This window comes from Streptomyces composti, from assembly GCF_012034205.1.
Classification (GTDB): domain Bacteria; phylum Actinomycetota; class Actinomycetes; order Streptomycetales; family Streptomycetaceae; genus Streptomyces; species Streptomyces composti.
The window spans coordinates 73,165-88,662 of the sequence record NZ_JAATEM010000026.1; the positions used below are offsets into that span (position 1 = coordinate 73,165).

At 74.1% G+C, this 15,498-nt stretch carries 13 protein-coding genes; 6 read left to right on the forward strand and 7 right to left on the reverse strand.

Annotated features, from left to right (window positions below; translation table 11 throughout):
- The first annotated feature begins 260 nt into the window (after positions 1 to 260).
- Positions 261 to 1,949, forward strand: a complete 1,689-nt coding sequence (gene ctaD, locus HCJ93_RS21365) for an aa3-type cytochrome oxidase subunit I (RefSeq protein WP_167997384.1) — start codon at positions 261 to 263, stop codon at positions 1,947 to 1,949.
- Here ctaD and HCJ93_RS21370 read toward each other — a convergent pair.
- The 3 genes from HCJ93_RS21370 to HCJ93_RS21380 form a co-directional block, all read right to left on the reverse strand.
- Complete coding sequence (locus tag HCJ93_RS21370) at positions 1,831 to 2,868, reverse strand: helix-turn-helix transcriptional regulator (protein ID WP_167997385.1); 1,038 nt, start codon at positions 2,866 to 2,868, stop codon at positions 1,831 to 1,833. The two genes, ctaD and HCJ93_RS21370, sit on opposite strands and share 119 nt — an antisense overlap.
- A gap of 98 nt (positions 2,869 to 2,966) precedes the next feature.
- Positions 2,967 to 4,229, reverse strand: a complete 1,263-nt coding sequence (locus HCJ93_RS21375; RefSeq protein WP_240967742.1) for an ABC transporter substrate-binding protein — start codon at positions 4,227 to 4,229, stop codon at positions 2,967 to 2,969.
- A gap of 202 nt (positions 4,230 to 4,431) precedes the next feature.
- The gene (locus HCJ93_RS21380) at positions 4,432 to 5,028 is read right to left on the reverse strand and encodes an MTB12 C-terminal domain-containing protein (protein WP_167997387.1); all 597 of its coding nucleotides are present in this window, start codon (positions 5,026 to 5,028) and stop codon (positions 4,432 to 4,434) included.
- 181 nt (positions 5,029 to 5,209) lie between these two features.
- On the opposite strand from HCJ93_RS21380, the gene HCJ93_RS21385 reads away from it, so the two are divergent.
- From HCJ93_RS21385 to HCJ93_RS21395, 3 genes are read left to right on the forward strand one after another with little or no spacing between them, the layout of a single operon-like run.
- Entirely contained in the window at positions 5,210 to 5,686 is a 477-nt protein-coding gene (locus tag HCJ93_RS21385) for a hypothetical protein (protein WP_167997388.1), read from the forward strand.
- Positions 5,687 to 5,699: 13 nt separating this feature from the next.
- Positions 5,700 to 8,534 (forward strand): ABC transporter permease subunit, encoded by a 2,835-nt coding sequence (locus HCJ93_RS21390; RefSeq protein ID WP_167997389.1) that lies wholly within the window; start codon positions 5,700 to 5,702, stop codon positions 8,532 to 8,534.
- Complete coding sequence (locus tag HCJ93_RS21395; protein ID WP_167997390.1) at positions 8,531 to 9,202, forward strand: ABC transporter ATP-binding protein; 672 nt, start codon at positions 8,531 to 8,533, stop codon at positions 9,200 to 9,202. The genes HCJ93_RS21390 and HCJ93_RS21395 overlap by 4 nt, the downstream gene beginning before the upstream one ends.
- A gap of 66 nt (positions 9,203 to 9,268) precedes the next feature.
- Here the strand turns inward: HCJ93_RS21395 and HCJ93_RS21400 are convergent, their stop codons facing one another.
- Positions 9,269 to 9,991 carry a LysM peptidoglycan-binding domain-containing protein gene (locus HCJ93_RS21400; RefSeq protein ID WP_167997391.1) on the reverse strand — a complete coding sequence of 241 codons (723 nt, stop codon included), beginning with the start codon at positions 9,989 to 9,991 and terminating at the stop codon, positions 9,269 to 9,271.
- Between the two features lie 544 nt (positions 9,992 to 10,535).
- Between HCJ93_RS21400 and HCJ93_RS21405 the strand changes: the two genes are divergently transcribed.
- Entirely contained in the window at positions 10,536 to 11,336 is an 801-nt protein-coding gene (locus HCJ93_RS21405; RefSeq protein ID WP_167997392.1) for a DUF8842 C-terminal domain-containing protein, read from the forward strand.
- 633 nt (positions 11,337 to 11,969) lie between these two features.
- Positions 11,970 to 12,356: a hypothetical protein gene (locus tag HCJ93_RS21410; protein WP_167997393.1), complete on the forward strand. Its 387-nt coding sequence runs from the start codon at positions 11,970 to 11,972 to the stop codon at positions 12,354 to 12,356.
- Positions 12,357 to 12,438: 82 nt separating this feature from the next.
- Here HCJ93_RS21410 and der read toward each other — a convergent pair whose 3' ends face one another.
- The 3 genes from der to cmk form a co-directional block, all read right to left on the reverse strand.
- Entirely contained in the window at positions 12,439 to 13,917 is a 1,479-nt protein-coding gene (gene der, locus HCJ93_RS21415) for a ribosome biogenesis GTPase Der (RefSeq protein ID WP_167997394.1), read from the reverse strand.
- Between the two features lie 156 nt (positions 13,918 to 14,073).
- On the reverse strand, positions 14,074 to 14,721 hold the full coding sequence (locus HCJ93_RS21420; RefSeq protein ID WP_167997395.1) for a lysophospholipid acyltransferase family protein: 648 nt from the start codon (positions 14,719 to 14,721) through the stop codon (positions 14,074 to 14,076).
- Positions 14,718 to 15,398, reverse strand: a complete 681-nt coding sequence (gene cmk, locus HCJ93_RS21425; protein WP_167997396.1) for a (d)CMP kinase — start codon at positions 15,396 to 15,398, stop codon at positions 14,718 to 14,720. The genes HCJ93_RS21420 and cmk overlap by 4 nt, the downstream gene beginning before the upstream one ends.
- Positions 15,399 to 15,498 lie beyond the last annotated feature (100 nt).

Genomic DNA, 15,498 nt, shown 5'->3' on the forward strand with positions numbered 1-15,498 from the left:
ATTTCCGCGCGGCGCGCGAGAGCCTCGGTCCGGCCCCGAACCAATTCCCGGACCAGGGGGTCACAGGCGCATTTCCCGGCCCGGCCCGCAACCGCGGACGAATACCCGGGCGGCACGTCCCATTTCCGGATTCCGTCGTCCGTCCTGGCACGCCCCCTGTCGAAGCGCCCACCGGGCGAGCATCATGGCGGGCACCCGCGGGAACGTGTGGCACGGGCCGTGGCGGGCCCGGCGCGTGAGAGCGAAGGGGCGAGGGAGCCATGGGGACGCAGACCGTTCAGGCGGCACCGGCGCCCGCGCCGACGCGGCGCGGACGCGTGATCATCGACTGGCTGACCACCACCGACCACAAGAAGATCGGCCACCTCTACCTGATCACGTCCTTCGCGTTCTTCCTGATCGGCGGCGCGATGGCGCTGGTGATGCGGGCCGAGCTGGGCCGCCCGGGGACCCAGATCGTCACCAACGAGCAGTTCAACCAGCTGTTCACCATGCACGGGACGATCATGCTGCTGCTGTTCGCGACGCCCAGCTTCGCCGGGTTCGCCAATGAGCTGATGCCGCTGCAGATCGGCGCGCCGGACGTGGCGTTCCCGCGGCTGAACATGTTCTCGTACTGGCTGTTCCTGTTCGGCGGGCTGATCGTGCTGGGCTCGCTGGTGGTGACCGGAGGTCCGGCCGCCTTCGGCTGGTTCGCCTATGCGCCGCTCAACAGCCTGGAGTACTCGCCGGGTGTGGGCGCCGACCTGTGGATCATGGGGCTGGCGCTGGCGGGCTTCGGCACGATCCTCGGCGCGGTCAACTTCATCACCACCATCATCGGGATGCGCGCCCCCGGGATGACGATGTTCCGGATGCCGCTGTTCACCTGGAACACGCTGTTCACGTCGATCCTGATCCTGGTGGCGTTCCCGGTGCTCGCGGCGGCGCTGCTGGTGCTGGAGGCGGACCGCCGGTTCGGCTCGCACGTGTTCGACGCGGCCAACGGCGGCGCGATTCTCTGGCAGCACCTGTTCTGGTTCTTCGGGCACCCCGAGGTCTACATCATCGCGCTGCCGTTCTTCGGCATCGTCACCGAGATCATTCCCGTGTTCTCCCGCAAACCGCTGTTCGGTTATCTCACGCTGGTCGGGGCCACCATGGCGATCACCGGTCTTTCGGTGGTGGTGTGGGCGCACCACATGTTCGCCACCGGTGCGGTACTGCTGCCGTTCTTCTCCTTCATGAGTTTCCTGATCGCGGTGCCGACGGGGGTGAAGTTCTTCAACTGGAGCGGCACCATGATCAAAGGTTCGCTCTCCTTCGAGACGCCGATGCTGTGGGCGACGGGCTTTCTGGTGACGTTCCTCTTCGGCGGTCTGTCCGGAGTGATCCTGGCGTCGCCGCCGCTGGACTTCCATGTGACGGACTCGTACTTCGTGGTGGCGCACTTCCACTACGTGGTGTTCGGCACGGTGGTGTTCGCGGTCTTCGCCGGCTTCTACTTCTGGTGGCCCAAGTTCACCGGGAAGATGCTCGACGAGAGACTCGGCAAGATCCATTTCTGGACGCTGTTCATCGGCTTCCACACCACGTTCCTGGTGCAGCACTGGCTGGGTGCCGAGGGCATGCCGCGCCGCTACGCGGACTACCTCGCCGCGGACGGCTTCACCGCGCTCAACACCGTCTCCACGATCGGCGCGTTCCTGCTGGGCATGTCGACGCTGCCGTTCCTCTACAACGTCTGGAAGACCGCGAAGTACGGCCGGAAGGTCGGGGTGGACGATCCCTGGGGGTTCGGCCGCTCCCTGGAGTGGGCGACGTCCTGCCCGCCGCCGCGGCACAACTTCGTCACGCTGCCCCGGATCCGCTCGGAGTCGCCGGCGTTCGACCTGCATCACCCGGAGTACGCGGCCGTGACGCCGCAGCCCGAGCCGAAGCGCGAGCAAGCAGGTCACGAGCCTCGTTGACGGCGTCGATCAGCTCCTCGGGCTCCAGCACCTCGAACTCGAAGCCGAGCAGCATCACGTGCAGGACCATCAGCTCCAGGCTGCCGGCACCGGTGCGCAGCAGGCAGGCGTCCGGGCCGTCCGCCTCCAGCGTGCCCGCGCTCGGCGAGATGCGTTCGGCCGCCTGCTCGAGGGGCGCCAGCAGCCGGATCAGCGCGTGGGTGGCGTAGGCGCGGGTGGAGACACCCCGGGAGACGTAGGCGGCCAGGTCCTCGGCCGGGGGTTCACGCGGCTCGAAGCGGGGGCCGTGCGGCGGCCTGGGGGTGATGCGGTCCACGCGGAAGGTGCGCCAGTCGGACCGGTCGAGGTCCCAGGCGACCAGGTACCAGCGGCGCTCGGAGCACACCAGGCGCAGCGGCTCGGCCGTGCGGCGGCTGGAGTTGCCCTCGTGGTCGCGGTACTCGAAGCGCAGCCGCTCGCAGTCCCGGCACAGATTGGCCAGCTCGGTCAGCACCGCCGGGTCGACGGCGTCGGCGCCCGGGCCGCGCAGCATCGGCACGGTGAAGGCGTTCAGGGCGCTCACCCGGCGGCGCAGCCGGTCGGGGAGCACCTGCTCCAGCTTGGCCAGCGCCCGCACCGAGGTCTCGCCGATGCCCTCGATGCCCCCGCCGGCCGCGGTGCGCAGGCCGACGGCGACGGCGACCGCCTCGTCGTCGTCGAGCAGCAGCGGCGGCAGCCGGGCGCCCGCGCCGAGCTGGTAGCCGCCGCCGGTGCCGGGGCTGGCGTGGACCGGGTAGCCCAGCTCGCGCAGCCGGTCCACGTCCCGGCGCAGGGTGCGGGCGCTGACGCCGAGCCGCTCGGCGAGGTCGGCGCCGGACCACTCGCGGTGGGTCTGGAGCAGGGACAGCAGGCGCAGTAGGCGGGCCGAGGTCTCCAACATGGAGGGCAGTCTGCCAGCCGTTGCGGACAGATTCTGTCCTTGAAGGCCGCCCGCCCTCTGGGCCGCTGTCCGGAAGCGCCGGTGGCTCCCGGGCCGGCTCAGGGTTCGTAGGCGAGCTGCGGGACGGTGAAACAGGTGCGGTTCATGTCGCCCTGGCTCACCCAGCCCTTGCCGTCCTGCCAGCGGGCCACCGACAGGCAGGTCCGGCTGGTCCTCGGCGGCTGCGGGGACGCTCTGAAGCTGACGGGGAGCAGCAGTCCGCCCGCGGTGTAGCCGTCGCTGCCGTCGACGAACTCGTCGATGCAGGCGCGGGTGATGCCCTCGTCCGCGCAGGACCTGGCGGCGTCGGTGAACCAGCGGGCGGCCGCCCAGCCCTCCAGCTGCCACTGGGAGTGCGTCTCCAGGTGCTTGGTGGCGTCCCGGAACTCGCGCACCGCCGGGAAGCCGGTGTCCTCGTAGTTGCGGCTGTGGCCGGTCGCCCACAGGGCGTTGCGGCAGCGCGGGGCGTCCTTGTAGTCGCGGGCCACGGCCGAGGTCCAGTTCTGCACATTGGTCACCTTGGCGGTGACCTTCGCGCCGGCCTCGTCCATCGCCCGGCACAGGCGGGCGTTGCCGTGCGCGTCGATGGCGTCGAAGACCAGGTCGGCCCCCTGCTGCCGCAGATCGGCGGCGACCGCGCGGAAGTTGGGCAGCGCGAAGTCGACCTGCTCGGTGACCACCTCGTAGCCCTCGGCCTTCAGGCCGCGCTCGATGAGCCGCGCGTAGGCGGCCGAGGAGGACTGGTTGTACGAGACGACCGCGGCGGTACGGGCGCCGTGCTCGCGTTTGAAGTAGCGGTAGACCTCGGTGCCGCCGTACAGCTTGCCGTCCCAGCCGGTGGTGCCGTTCCTGGGCGCCGAGGTGCCGTAGATGCTGTACAGGTGCGGGTAGGTGTCGTAGGCGGTGCCGATGGGCTGGCCGCCGATGTCGGGGACGCCGGCGCGCGAGACCCGGGCGGCGCCCGCGTAGTCGAAGGCGGTGGTGGCGACCAGGGCGACCACCTTCTGCTCGTCGACCAGCTTGCGCACGCACTCGTTGTTGCCGACGCCGCTGCCGCCGTCGTCGCACAGGTGCACCTCGACGCGCCGGCCGTCGATGCCGCCGCGGGAGTTGAGCCGGTCGAAGTACGCCTTGGCGCCGTCGCGCGGCCCGGTGAAGGCGCTGCCGCCGACCGGGCTGGTGGCGCTGGTGATGATGCCGACGTGCAGCGGTTCGCCGGTGGCCCGGGTGGGCGCGGGCGAGCGGTCGTCGCCGCCGAAGTCGCTCTCCGGCAGCCGGCTCCCGCAGGCCGCGGTCAGGGCGAGCAGCGCGGCGGCGGCCAGCGCCGCGGCCGGCGGCGTCCACCGCCGGTGCGCAGGAGCCGTGGGCGTCCGCGTCCCCGCGCGGGGCACCGGGACCTCGGGCAGCCGCTCCCGGCGCGCCGGGGCCGGGAGGTGTGTCCGCCCGCGGCGCGTCGAGCCCGGCGGCGTCCGCCCTCGGTGCGGCAGGGTCCGGGCGGACGCCGCCCGCCGGGGGGCCGGCACCTCAGCAGCCCGGGACGGCCGTGGCCGACCCGTTGCCGCTCATCTGCACCAGCGCGCACAGGGTCTTGGCGGACACCTTCCAGGTGCCGTCCTGCTCGACGGCCGTGCCGGAGGCGTCGGGCAGGGCGGTGGCGCCCTGGAGGGTCAGCGTATAGGTCACGTCGGCCTCGGTGGGCGAGGTGAAGGTGATCTCGGTGACCTTCGCCTGCACCTGGCCGCCGCGCTGGTCGCCGCTGAAGGCCTGGAGCACCGGAGCCATCCGCTCGCCGTTCTCCAGGACCGTCGTCTTGTCCTCCATGGAGGTGGCGGGGTCGAAGAACTTCTCCCAGTTCTGCCGGATCTCCCGCTCGGCCGCCGCGCGGTCCGCGGGCGCGCTCGCCGGCGCGCTGGTGGTCCGTTCGGGTGTCGGTGTGGGCGGCGGGCTGGAGTCGCCCCCGCCGTCGTCGTCATCGCCGCATGCGGCAAGTCCGGGGCCGAGGACCAGGATCACGGCCGCCGCAAGGGCGGAGCCGCGCCGCGCCGTCCGCGGGCCGCGTCCCCTTCCCCTGGTCCCCCGTGTTCCTCGTGTCCCCCGCCTGAGGTCGCTGCCGAGAACCATCTGGCTCACCACCGGGTGTCGGTCCGGGCCATGTGCGCCCGGTTCTTTCAGGGTCAGCTTCCACAAGGCATAGTGCAAGCCAACGCCCGAGTTGGACAGTGGGCCAGGGTGTCCGGGGGCCGACGGACACGGGCGGGCCGGCACATGCGCGGAGAGACGACCGAGCGATGTGGGAGCCAGGATGCGGACAGCCCGACTGCGGACCGTGCACCCCGCCCTGTGGGCCGGCTGGGCGGCCCTCGCCGCCGGCGCGGTGCTGTGCGTCGTCGGCTGGTACGGCATCTCCGGTGAGCGGTACGCCGAACGGCAGTTGCCCTACCTGGCCTCCTGCACCATCCCCGGCGCGGCGCTGATCATCGCGGGCGCGGTGCTGCTGGCGCACGGGCGCGAGTCGCTGGCCGCCACCCGGGTGGAGGAGCTGTACGGGCTGCTGGTGGAGGCGGAGCCGGACGACGTGGACGTCTCCGGGCAGGCGGCCGGCGCGCCGGTCGCGGTCAGCGGCGAGACGCTGATGGTGCCCGGCGGCACGCTGTGGCACCGCGCGGACTGTCCGCTGGTCGCCGGCAAGGCGGAGGCGGTGCCGGTGGACAGGGCGCTGGTGGCGGACGGCCGGCTGAGGCCCTGCCCGATCTGTGACCCCGCCGGGGACGACGACTGAAGCCCGGCCGCCGATGTCCTCGCTGACGTACGACCTCACGCTGGCCGGGCTGTCGGTCGGCGCCGCCGCGGCGCTCACCGGCATCGGCCTGATCGTGACCTACCGGGCCACCGGGGTGCTCAACTTCGCGCACGGCGCGATCGCCATGGTGTGCGCCTATGTGCTGCGGCAGTGCGTGGTGGAGTGGGGCTGGCCGCTGGGGTGGGCCGCCGTGTTCGCGCTGGTGGTCCTGGCACCGGGGATCGGGGTGGTGCTGGAACGGTTCGTCTTCCGCCCGCTGTCGGTGCTGGGCGGCGATCCGGCGCAGACCCTGGTGGCCTCCCTCGGGGTGTTCGTGCTGCTGGTGGGCGGTGCGGCGCTGCTGTGGGGGCAGGGGGCGCGGGACGACGCGCCGGTGCTGCTGGCGGCGGAGCCGTGGGGCCAGCTGGCGGTGGTGGCGGTCCTGGCCGCGGGGGTCGCGGCAGTGGTGCGGTTCTCGCGGTTCGGACGGGAGCTGCGGGCGGTGGTGGACGACCGGCAGCTGGCGGTGCTCGGCGGCGTGGACGCGGACCGGGTGGCGGCGGTGGGCTGGGCGTTCGGTGCGTTCACCGCGGGGCTCACCGGGGTGCTGCTGGCGCCGTACGTGCGGCTCGACCCGTACGGGCTGCCGCTGCTGGTGATGGAGGTGCTGGCGGTCGCGGTGGCCGCGCGGATGCGGAGCCTGTCGGTGGCGGTCGTCGTGGCGCTCGGCATCGGGGTGGCGCAGAGCCAGCTGACCCGGCTGCATCCCTCCGGCTGGGGGCAGCCGCTGGTGCAGGCCCTCGGCTCCAACCTGTTCGTGGTCGCGCTGCTGATCGCCGCCCTGGCGCTGCCCGGGGTGGGCACGCGGGACGCGCTGCCGCGCTCCGCGACCGCGCGGGTGCCGACGCCGCCGGGCGCCTGGATCGTGGCCGGGGTGCTGTTCCTGCTGCCGCTGGGCTTCGCCGGACGCGATCTGCACACTGCCGTGCAGGTGCCGGCGCTCGGCGTGGTGCTGCTGTCCCTGGTCGTGGTCACCGGCCGGGGCGGGCAGATCTCCCTCGGCCAGGCGGCCTACGCGGGTCTGGGCGCCCTGTTCACGGCCCTGCTGGCCGCCGGGCGCTTCCCCGGCCTGCCCCGGCTGCCGGAACTGGCCGCGCTGGCGGTGGCGGTGGTCCTGGTGGCTCCCCTGGGCGTGCTCACCGGCTGGCCGGCGATCGGCCGCCGGGGCCTGGCCCTGGCGCTGGCGACCTTCGCATTCGGTGTGGGCGTGAGCCGCTTCGTCTTCGCCCAGCCCTACGCCACGGCGGGCCTGTTCCTGAACCGCCCCGCCGGCTTCGACGACGACCGCGCCTACTACGCCCTGGAGCTGGCCCTCCTGGTGTGCGCCTTGCTGGCGACGGCGGCGCTGCGCCGGGGCCGCGTCGGTCGCGCCCTGGCCGCCCTGCGCGACCACGAGTCCGGGGCCCGCGCGGCGGGCGTGCCCGTGCCCTCGCTGAAGCTGCTCGCCTTCGTCTGCGGCGCCGCGCTGGCCGCGCTCGGCGGCGGCATGCTCGGCATGGGGCTGCGCGCCTTCGACCCGGCCGCGTTCGACCCCGTGCGGGGCCTGCTGTGGTTCGCCGCGGTGGTGGTCCTGGGCGCCGACAGCGCCCTGGGCGCCCTGCTCGCCGCGGCTCTCCTGGTCGGCCTCGACGCGGGCACCCGGGGCGGCGTGGCGGCGGCCGTCATCGGCGTGCTCGCCGTCCTGGTGGGCCGCTTCCCGGGCGGCCCCTATGAGGCCCTTCGCTCCGTCCTCCGGCGCCTGGACGGCACCCCGTCCCTCACCCCCCTGGGCATCCGGGCGCGCCGCCGCCTCCACGGCTCGCCGGCGGAACCCCCACCGGCCCCGGTGCCGTCCGGCGCCACGGCGGTGGCCGCGGCAGCGCCGGCCGCCGGCGGCCCCCGGAGCGGGGCGACCCGGGAGGCGCGGGACACCGGCCCCGCGTGGCGCGAGCACCCCGCACCGGGCACGGACTCCACCACCCCGCAGGATTCGCTCGCCGGTGAGCCCGACGAGTCCGGTGAACCCGGTGGGCCCGGTGGGCCCGGTGGGCCCGGTGGGTCTGAGCGGCCCACCGGCCGGGCGGGGACGCCGGGTGCGTACGGGCCGGAGGACGTGCCCGTGCTCGAGGCGCGGGCGTTGCGCGTCCGGTACGGGGGGTTCGTCGCGCTGGACGGGGTGGATCTGCGGGTGCCGCCGGGGCGGGTGACGGCGGTGGTGGGGCCCAACGGGGCCGGCAAGAGCACGCTGTTCCACTGTCTGGCCGGGACGCTGAGGCCCGAGCGGGGGGTCGTGCGGTTCGGCGCGCTGGACATGACGCGGCTGCCCGCGCACGCGCGCACCCGGCTGGGTGTGGCGCGGACGTTCCAGCAGCTGGCGGTGTTCCCGACGCTCACGGTGGCGGAGAACGTGCGGGTCGGCGCCGAGCAGGGCCGGGTGAGCGATCCCGGTGCCGTGGAACGGACGCTGCGGCTGCTCGGCCTCGACGGGCCGGTGCGGGCGCTCCCGGCCGCCGGTCTGCCCACCGGCACGCTGCGCCGCGTCGAGCTCGCCCGCGCCCTGGCCGGCGGCCCTCGTGTGCTGCTGCTGGACGAGCCCGCGGCCGGTCTGGACACCGGCGAAGTGGCCGCGCTGACGCGGATCCTGAAGGCGCTGGCGGCCGACGGCATGGCGCTGCTGGTGGTCGAGCACGACCTCGACCTGGTCGCCGACCTCGCGGACGTGGTGCATGTGATGACGGCCGGCCGGATCGTCGCCACCGGGCCGCCGGGCCATGTCCTGGACACCCTCGGGGAGGCGACCGGAGCATGACGACGAACTCGACGGCCACCACCGTCGAACTGCGCCGGGCACGCGTGCGCTACGGGCCGCTCGAGGCCCTGCACGGCGTCACCCTCGTCGCACCGGGGCCCGGCCTGACGGTGCTGCTCGGGCGCAACGGGTCCGGGCGCACCACCGTGCTGCGGGCCCTGGCCGGCACCGTGCGGCTCTCGGCCGGCGCGGTGGTGTGGGACGGCACCGACGTGACCCGGATGCCCGCGTTCGAGCGAGCCCGCCGGGGGCTGTGTCTGGTGCCGGAACGGCGGGCGGTGTTCGGTTCCCTGACGGTGCGGGAGAACCTCGCCCTCGCCGCGTCCGACCCCTCCCCCGCCCTGGACGCCTACCCGGCGCTGCGGCCGCTGGCGGACCGCCGGGCGGGCACGCTCTCCGGCGGCGAGCAGCGGATGCTCGCGGTCTCCCGTGCCCTGCTGGTCCGGCCGCGCGTGCTGCTCGTGGACGAGCCGGCCCAGGGCATGTCACCCGCGGTCGCGGCCCGCACGTACGAGCTGCTGGCGTCCCTGGACGCCTGTGTGGTGCTGGCGGAGCAGCGGCTGCCGCCCGCCCTGCGGGACCGCCCCGCGTTCGTCTACGAACTGCGCCGCGGGGCGGTCGTGTTCGCCGGGGAGGCGGGTGAGGTCGCCCGCCTCCCCGGCGTCTGAACCTGCCGGGAACCCGCCGGAGGGACCGGAGCCGTGGCAGCGGTTCCCGGCTGTTCTCGGCCGCGCTCAGAGCTCGAGCCGCTGGCCCGGCAGGATCACGTCGGGGTCGCCGCCGATGACGTCCTTGTTGGCGGCGTACAGCCGCTGCCAGGTGGTGCCGTGCCGGGCCGCGATGCCACTGAGGGTGTCCCCCGCGCGGACGGTGTAGTCGCCGCGGGAGTGGCCGCGGTCCGGGTGTCCGGTGGACCGCGTGGACGGCGCGGACGGCGCGGACGGCGCGGACTGCGACGGCCCGGCGGCCTTCTTCGCGGGCTCGGCCGGCTGGGCCGCCTTCTGCGGCGCCCGGTTCGCGCTCACCGGGCCGGTCGCCGGTGCGCTGCCAGCGGCCCCGGCGCGGGCCGAGCAGACCGGCCAGGCGCCCCAGCCCTGGGCGCGCTGGACCTTGGTGGCGACGGCGATCTGCTGGGCCTTGGTGGCCCGGTCGGCGGTCGGCGCGTAGGCCGTGCCGCCGAAGGCGCGCCAGGTGGCGCCGGAGAACTGGAGCCCGCCGTAGTAGCCGTTGCCGGTGTTGATGTGCCAGTTGCCGCCGCTCTCGCACTGGGCGATGCGGTCCCACACCCCGCTGTCCGCCGCCGCGGCGGTGCCGCCGCCGGCCAGCAGCCCCAGGGGTGCGAGCAGTGCCGCACCGGCCAGGACGGCCGTCGTACGGGCCCGGCCGGAGCTGCTCCCGGTGTCGCGGGAGGTGCCGGGCTCGTGGGAGTCGCGGGTGTTATGGGCACATTCGGACATGTAGTTCCCTCTCGAACAACCCGGGGTCCCCTGGGCGTCGCGCCGCCCGCCGCACCATGGGGCACGGGGGCCGCGCTCACCCCGTCCGCCTGTCGGGGGTGGTGCGATGGAGCATGGGATGGTGCGGTCGGCGGACGTACCCGGGCGGTGCTCGGTGCACACGGCGGAGGAATGTAAGGAGCCTCGCGGCCGCGGAGCAACCAACGGCCCGTCCGGGCAGGCCAGTTGGGCATTACCCGAGGTAGCGGCGAATTTCGGCCACCCATTTCATCAGCTGATTTCCTGATTTGTCGACCACTCGGACCGCCACCGCGTGACCCACTTCACGCTGCCAACTTCTTTACATCCGCGGCTAGTTGACGGTGAGTGCCCGATTCCGCGCCGAACGTGACGGTGTGCGTCGGTCGGTTCGATTCCGTTCGTCCAAGGGCGTGACTACCGCCACAGATCGTCCGTTGTCTTCTTCATGAGCCGGGGACCCACCCGGACCACGGGCCGGGAGCCACCCGGTCCCGTCACGCACCGCATCCCGAGGGAGCCACCCGTGCCGCGCATGCTCGACGTCAGCGACGAGGTACGCGCCGAGATCGGCGACGAAGAAGCCGACCGTCTGCTCGCCGGAGACACCGCCCCGGGCGGTTACGACTGCACCTCGTGCCGCACCCCGGGCGACCCGGAGCAGGAGCGCACCAGCACCGTCCTGTTCATCGGGGAGGAGACCGCCGTCCTCGCCTTCGCCCACGCCACCTGTCTGCCCTCGCAGGTCGTCCAGGTCACCGAGGAACAGCTGAGGGGCGCCGTGCGGTCCATCAGCGGCGGCCAGCCGGCCCAGGAGCCCGCCCCGCAGCAGGCGGCGCAGCCGAACGCGCCCCAGCAGGCCGTGCTCGGGGTGACCAGCGGCCTCGTCCTGATCGCCGGGGAGTTGCACCCGGCCCTGGTCGTGGAGCCGACCGGCCCGATCTCCCGTCCCGGTTCGTACGGCTCCGGCGACGACTTCCTGCCGCTGCTGATCGAGCAGGGCTTCCTGCCGCTGAGCGAGCTGTCCGCGGTGCCGCCGGTGCTGCACGGCTGGTCGGTGCTGCTGGCCGTGGGGCAACTGCACGCGGTGCTCCAGCCGGGCCCCGACGGCAGCCGCCCGGTCGCCTGGTGGCAGGCGCACCAGCCGCTGCAGGTGACCGACGGCTGGCGCGCGGCCGCCAACAAGCACCAGCAGGTGCTGATGTTCGCCGCCCCGGTCGGCTCCATCGGCCGCCAGCCCCGCGAGGACCTCCTCCGCGAGGCCCTCGACCGCGCGGCGGCGGGCGGCCAGCTCGTCGGCGCCGCCCTCCCCCTGGCCGGCACCTGACGGCACCCTGCGCGCGGGCGGCGACGACGGACCGGCCCCGCGCGGGCCGGCAGCCGAGCCGCCGCCCCGCGGACGGGCCCGCATCGTGCCCGAGGGGCCTGCCGCGGGCGGGCACCGGTGACCGCCCGCGCGGACCTCGGCACCCGCCGCGCCGCACCACCAGCCGGAGCCTGCACGACGGCCAGTGGACGGACACCCAGCGACCTGCGGCCGGCGGCCCGGCTGCGACCGGCGCCGGGCGCCCTGAGCGGCGCCCGGCGCGCAACCCCCGAGCGGCGCCGCAGGCGTGCACGCGCAGTGCGGGCCCCCGGCGAGACCACGCCCGGACCCTCCGCGCGCGGCCCCTGCGGGCGCCTGCGCACGGGCACCCGAGGGGCGCGCCGACGTCCGCGAAAGGCCCGCGGGAGACGCATGCTCCGCGCGCCGGCGGCCGGGGGCACCCGGCGAGATCGGCGGCGGGAGCGCATCCGGTGCCTCACGGTCGCCGTGGGCACGGTCGGTGTGCGCACCTGAACGTCGGTCAGCGGGCCGGCGGCGCCCCTCGCCGCCGCCCGAGGGGCGCGCGAGCGGGCGTGCGTCGAAAGCCCTCGCGGGGGACCGCATCTCTTGCGGGGCGGGGTCGTTTGCACATACGTGCACGCATATGACCTTTCCCGCCGCCAGCCGCTCCCGTCGGTCCCCGCCCCCGTGGGACCGGTCCGGGACGCCCGGCGCCGCCCCTCGGCCACGCCGATCTACGACGCGCTCTACGCCGAGTACGTCGAGTCCCACCGCTCGCTGCCGGGTGACCGCAGCGGCGAGGAGCGGCTCGGCTTCGACGCCTTCGGGAGCTTCGCGCACCGCTCGGGCTCGTACGGCGGCCCTGGCTCGGGCTCCATCGGCGGTTCCCTGGGGGGCGGGGCGTACAGCGCCTACAGCGCCGGTGCCAGCAGCGCCCGGCAGGGCGGGGCCGGCTCTCAGCCGCAGTGGCAGCGGGTGCCGGCCGGGCTGCCGCCGATGCCGCGCCGGGGCGGTCTGTAACCGGCGGGCGGCACGAAGGCAGCGGGGCGGCCCCCCTTGGGGACCGCCCCGCTCTGCTGTGTGAAAGCCCGCCGGACCGGCGCTACTTCTTCTTTCCGCGCCGCTCGCGCACCCGCACCGAGATGTGGATGGGCGTGCCCTCGAAGCCGAACTCCTCGCGCAGCCGGCGCTCGATGAAGCGCCGGTAGCCCGCCTCGATGAAGCCGGTGGCGAAGAGCACGAACCGCGGGGGCTTGGTGCCGGCCTGGGTGCCGAACAGGATGCGCGGCTGCTTGCCGCCCCGCACCGGGTGCGGATGGGCGGCGACCAGCTCGCCGAGGAAGGAGTTCAGGCGGCCGGTCGGGACCCGGGTCTCCCAGCCCGCCAGCGCCGTCTCGATCGCCGGGACCAGCTTCTCCACGTGCCGCCCGGTGCGCGCCGAGACGTTCACCCGGGGCGCCCAGGCGACCTGGCCCAGCTCGGTCTCGATCTCCCGCTCCAGGTAGTAGCGGCGCTCCTCGTCGAGGGTGTCCCACTTGTTGAAGGCGAGCACCAGCGCGCGGCCCGCCTCCACCGCCATGGTGACGATGCGCTGGTCCTGCACCGAGATGGACTCGGAGGCGTCGATCAGGACGACCGCCACCTCGGCCTTCTCCACCGCGGCGGCGGTGCGCAGCGAGGCGTAGTAGTCGGCGCCCTGCTGCAGGTGGACGCGCTTGCGGATGCCGGCGGTGTCCACGAACTTCCAGGTCCTGCCGCCGAGTTCGATCAGTTCGTCGACCGGGTCACGGGTGGTGCCGGCCAGTTCGTTGACGACGACGCGCTCCTCGCCGGCGACCTTGTTCAGCAGCGAGGACTTGCCGACATTGGGCCGGCCGATCAGGGCGACCCGGCGCGGGCCGCCGACGGCCGTGCCGAAGGTCTGCGCCGGGGCGTCCGGCAGCACCTCGAGCACCTGGTCCAGCATGTCGCCGGTGCCGCGGCCGTGCAGCGCGGAGACCGGGTACGGCTCGCCGAGGCCGAGCGACCACAGATAGGCGGCGTCGGCCTCGCCGCTCGGGCCGTCCACCTTGTTGGCGCAGAGCACGACCGGCTTGCCGGCCTTGCGCAGCAGCCGCACCACGGCCTCGTCGGTGTCGGTGGCGCCGACCTTGGCGTCCACCACGAAGACCACCGCGTCGGCGGCCTCGATGGCGTACTCGGCCTGCGCGGCGACGGAGGCGTCGATGCCGAGGACGTCCTGCTCCCAGCCGCCGGTGTCGACGACCTTGAAGCGGCGGCCCGCCCACTCGGCCTCGTAGGTGACCCGGTCGCGGGTGACGCCCGGCTTGTCCTCGACGACCGCCTCCCGGCGGCCGATGATGCGGTTCACCAGAGTCGACTTGCCGACATTGGGGCGGCCGACGACCGCGAGCACGGGCAGCGGACCGTGACCGGCCGCCTCGATCGCGCCCTCGACGTCCTCCCGGTCGAAGCCCTCCTCCGCGGCGAGCTCCATGAACTCCGCGTACTCGGCGTCGCCGAGCGCCCCGTGATCGTGCTCGTGCGCGGCCGAGCCGTCGGGCTGGCTGTGGTCGTTCATGAAGTCCGTACCTCGTCGTTCCTTCGTGGTGGTCGGTGGGCCCGCTCCGGTGCAGGGAGCTGATCCACTACTCAGTGTCGCAGGGTCCGCCCCGGGCCCGCCCGGGAAAATCCGGGCGCCGTCCGCTGTGCGGCCCGGCCCCGGCGGCGGACACCGCTAGCGCCCGGTGAGGGCCCTGGCGTTCTCCAGATGGGCGGTGAGCTGCTTCTGGATGCGTTCGGTGGCCTCGTCCAGCGCCCTGCGGGTGCGCCGCCCGCTGCCGTCGCCGGCGTCGAACGGGTCGCCGAAGACGACGTCGACTCGCGACCTCAGCGGAGGCAGCGCCCTTATCAACCGTCCGGGCCGGTCGGAGCTTCCCAGGACGGCGACCGGCACGATCGGCGCCCCGCTGCGCACCGCGAAGTACGCGAGCCCGGCGCGGATCGAGGCGAAGTTCCCCTCGCCCCGGGTGCCCTCGGGGAATATCCCGAGCACACCGCCCTGCTCCAGCACGCCGAGGGCCTGGGAGATCGCGGTGCGGTCGGGGCTGCCCCGGTCGACCTTCACCTGTCCGATGCCGGTCAGGAACGGGCCGAGCGGGCCGACGAACGCCTCCTTCTTGATCAGGAAGTGCGCGGGACGCGGGGCGACGCTCATGACCATGGGGCCGTCGATGTTGTGCGCGTGGTTCACGGCGAGGATCACCGGGCCGCTCGCCGGAACCCGCCAGGCGCCCAGCACCCGTGGCCTCCACAGTCCGTACATGAGACCGACGCCGATGCGCCGTCCGATCTCGGCGCCCCGCTCGGAGGGGAGCTGAGTCACTTCCCGGCTCGCTTCTCCTCGATGAGGGTGACGACACACTCGACGACCTGCTGCAGGGTCAGCTCGGTGGTGTCCACCTCGATCGCGTCGTCCGCCTTGGCCAGCGGCGCGACCTTGCGGCTGGAGTCCGCCGCGTCCCGCTTGACCAGGGCCTCGCGGGTGGCGTTCAGGTCGGCGTTCTTCAGCTCGCCGCTGCGGCGGGCGGCCCGCGCCTCGGGCGAGGCGGTGAGGAAGATCTTGACATCGGCGTCCGGCAGCACGGTGGTGCCGATGTCGCGGCCCTCGACGACGATGCCCTGGGCGGCCGCCGCGGCGATGTTGCGCTGCAGCTCGGTGATCCGCGCCCGCACCTCCGGGACCGCGCTGACCGCGCTGGCCTTGGAGGTGACGTCCTGCTCACGGATCTGCCCGGCCACGTCGACGCCGTCGACCATGATCGTCGGCGCCTTGGGGTCGGTGCCGGAGACGATCTCCGGCTTCCCGGCGACGGCGGCGATGGCGGAGGGGTCCTCGATGTCGATGCCGTTGTTCACCATCCACCAGGTGATCGCCCGGTACTGGGCGCCGGTGTCCAGGTAGCTCAGACCGAGCTGCGCGGCCACGGCCTTCGACGTGCTCGACTTGCCCGTGCCGGAGGGGCCGTCGATGGCGACAATCACGGGCGTGGCGCTTTCCACTGTGGGATACCTTCCTGGACCTGGTGGGCGGGGACGGGGGCGCAGAGGCCCACGACAAGGTTACTGGGTACCGGTCCCCCGTTCGGCCCACGTCCCGGCG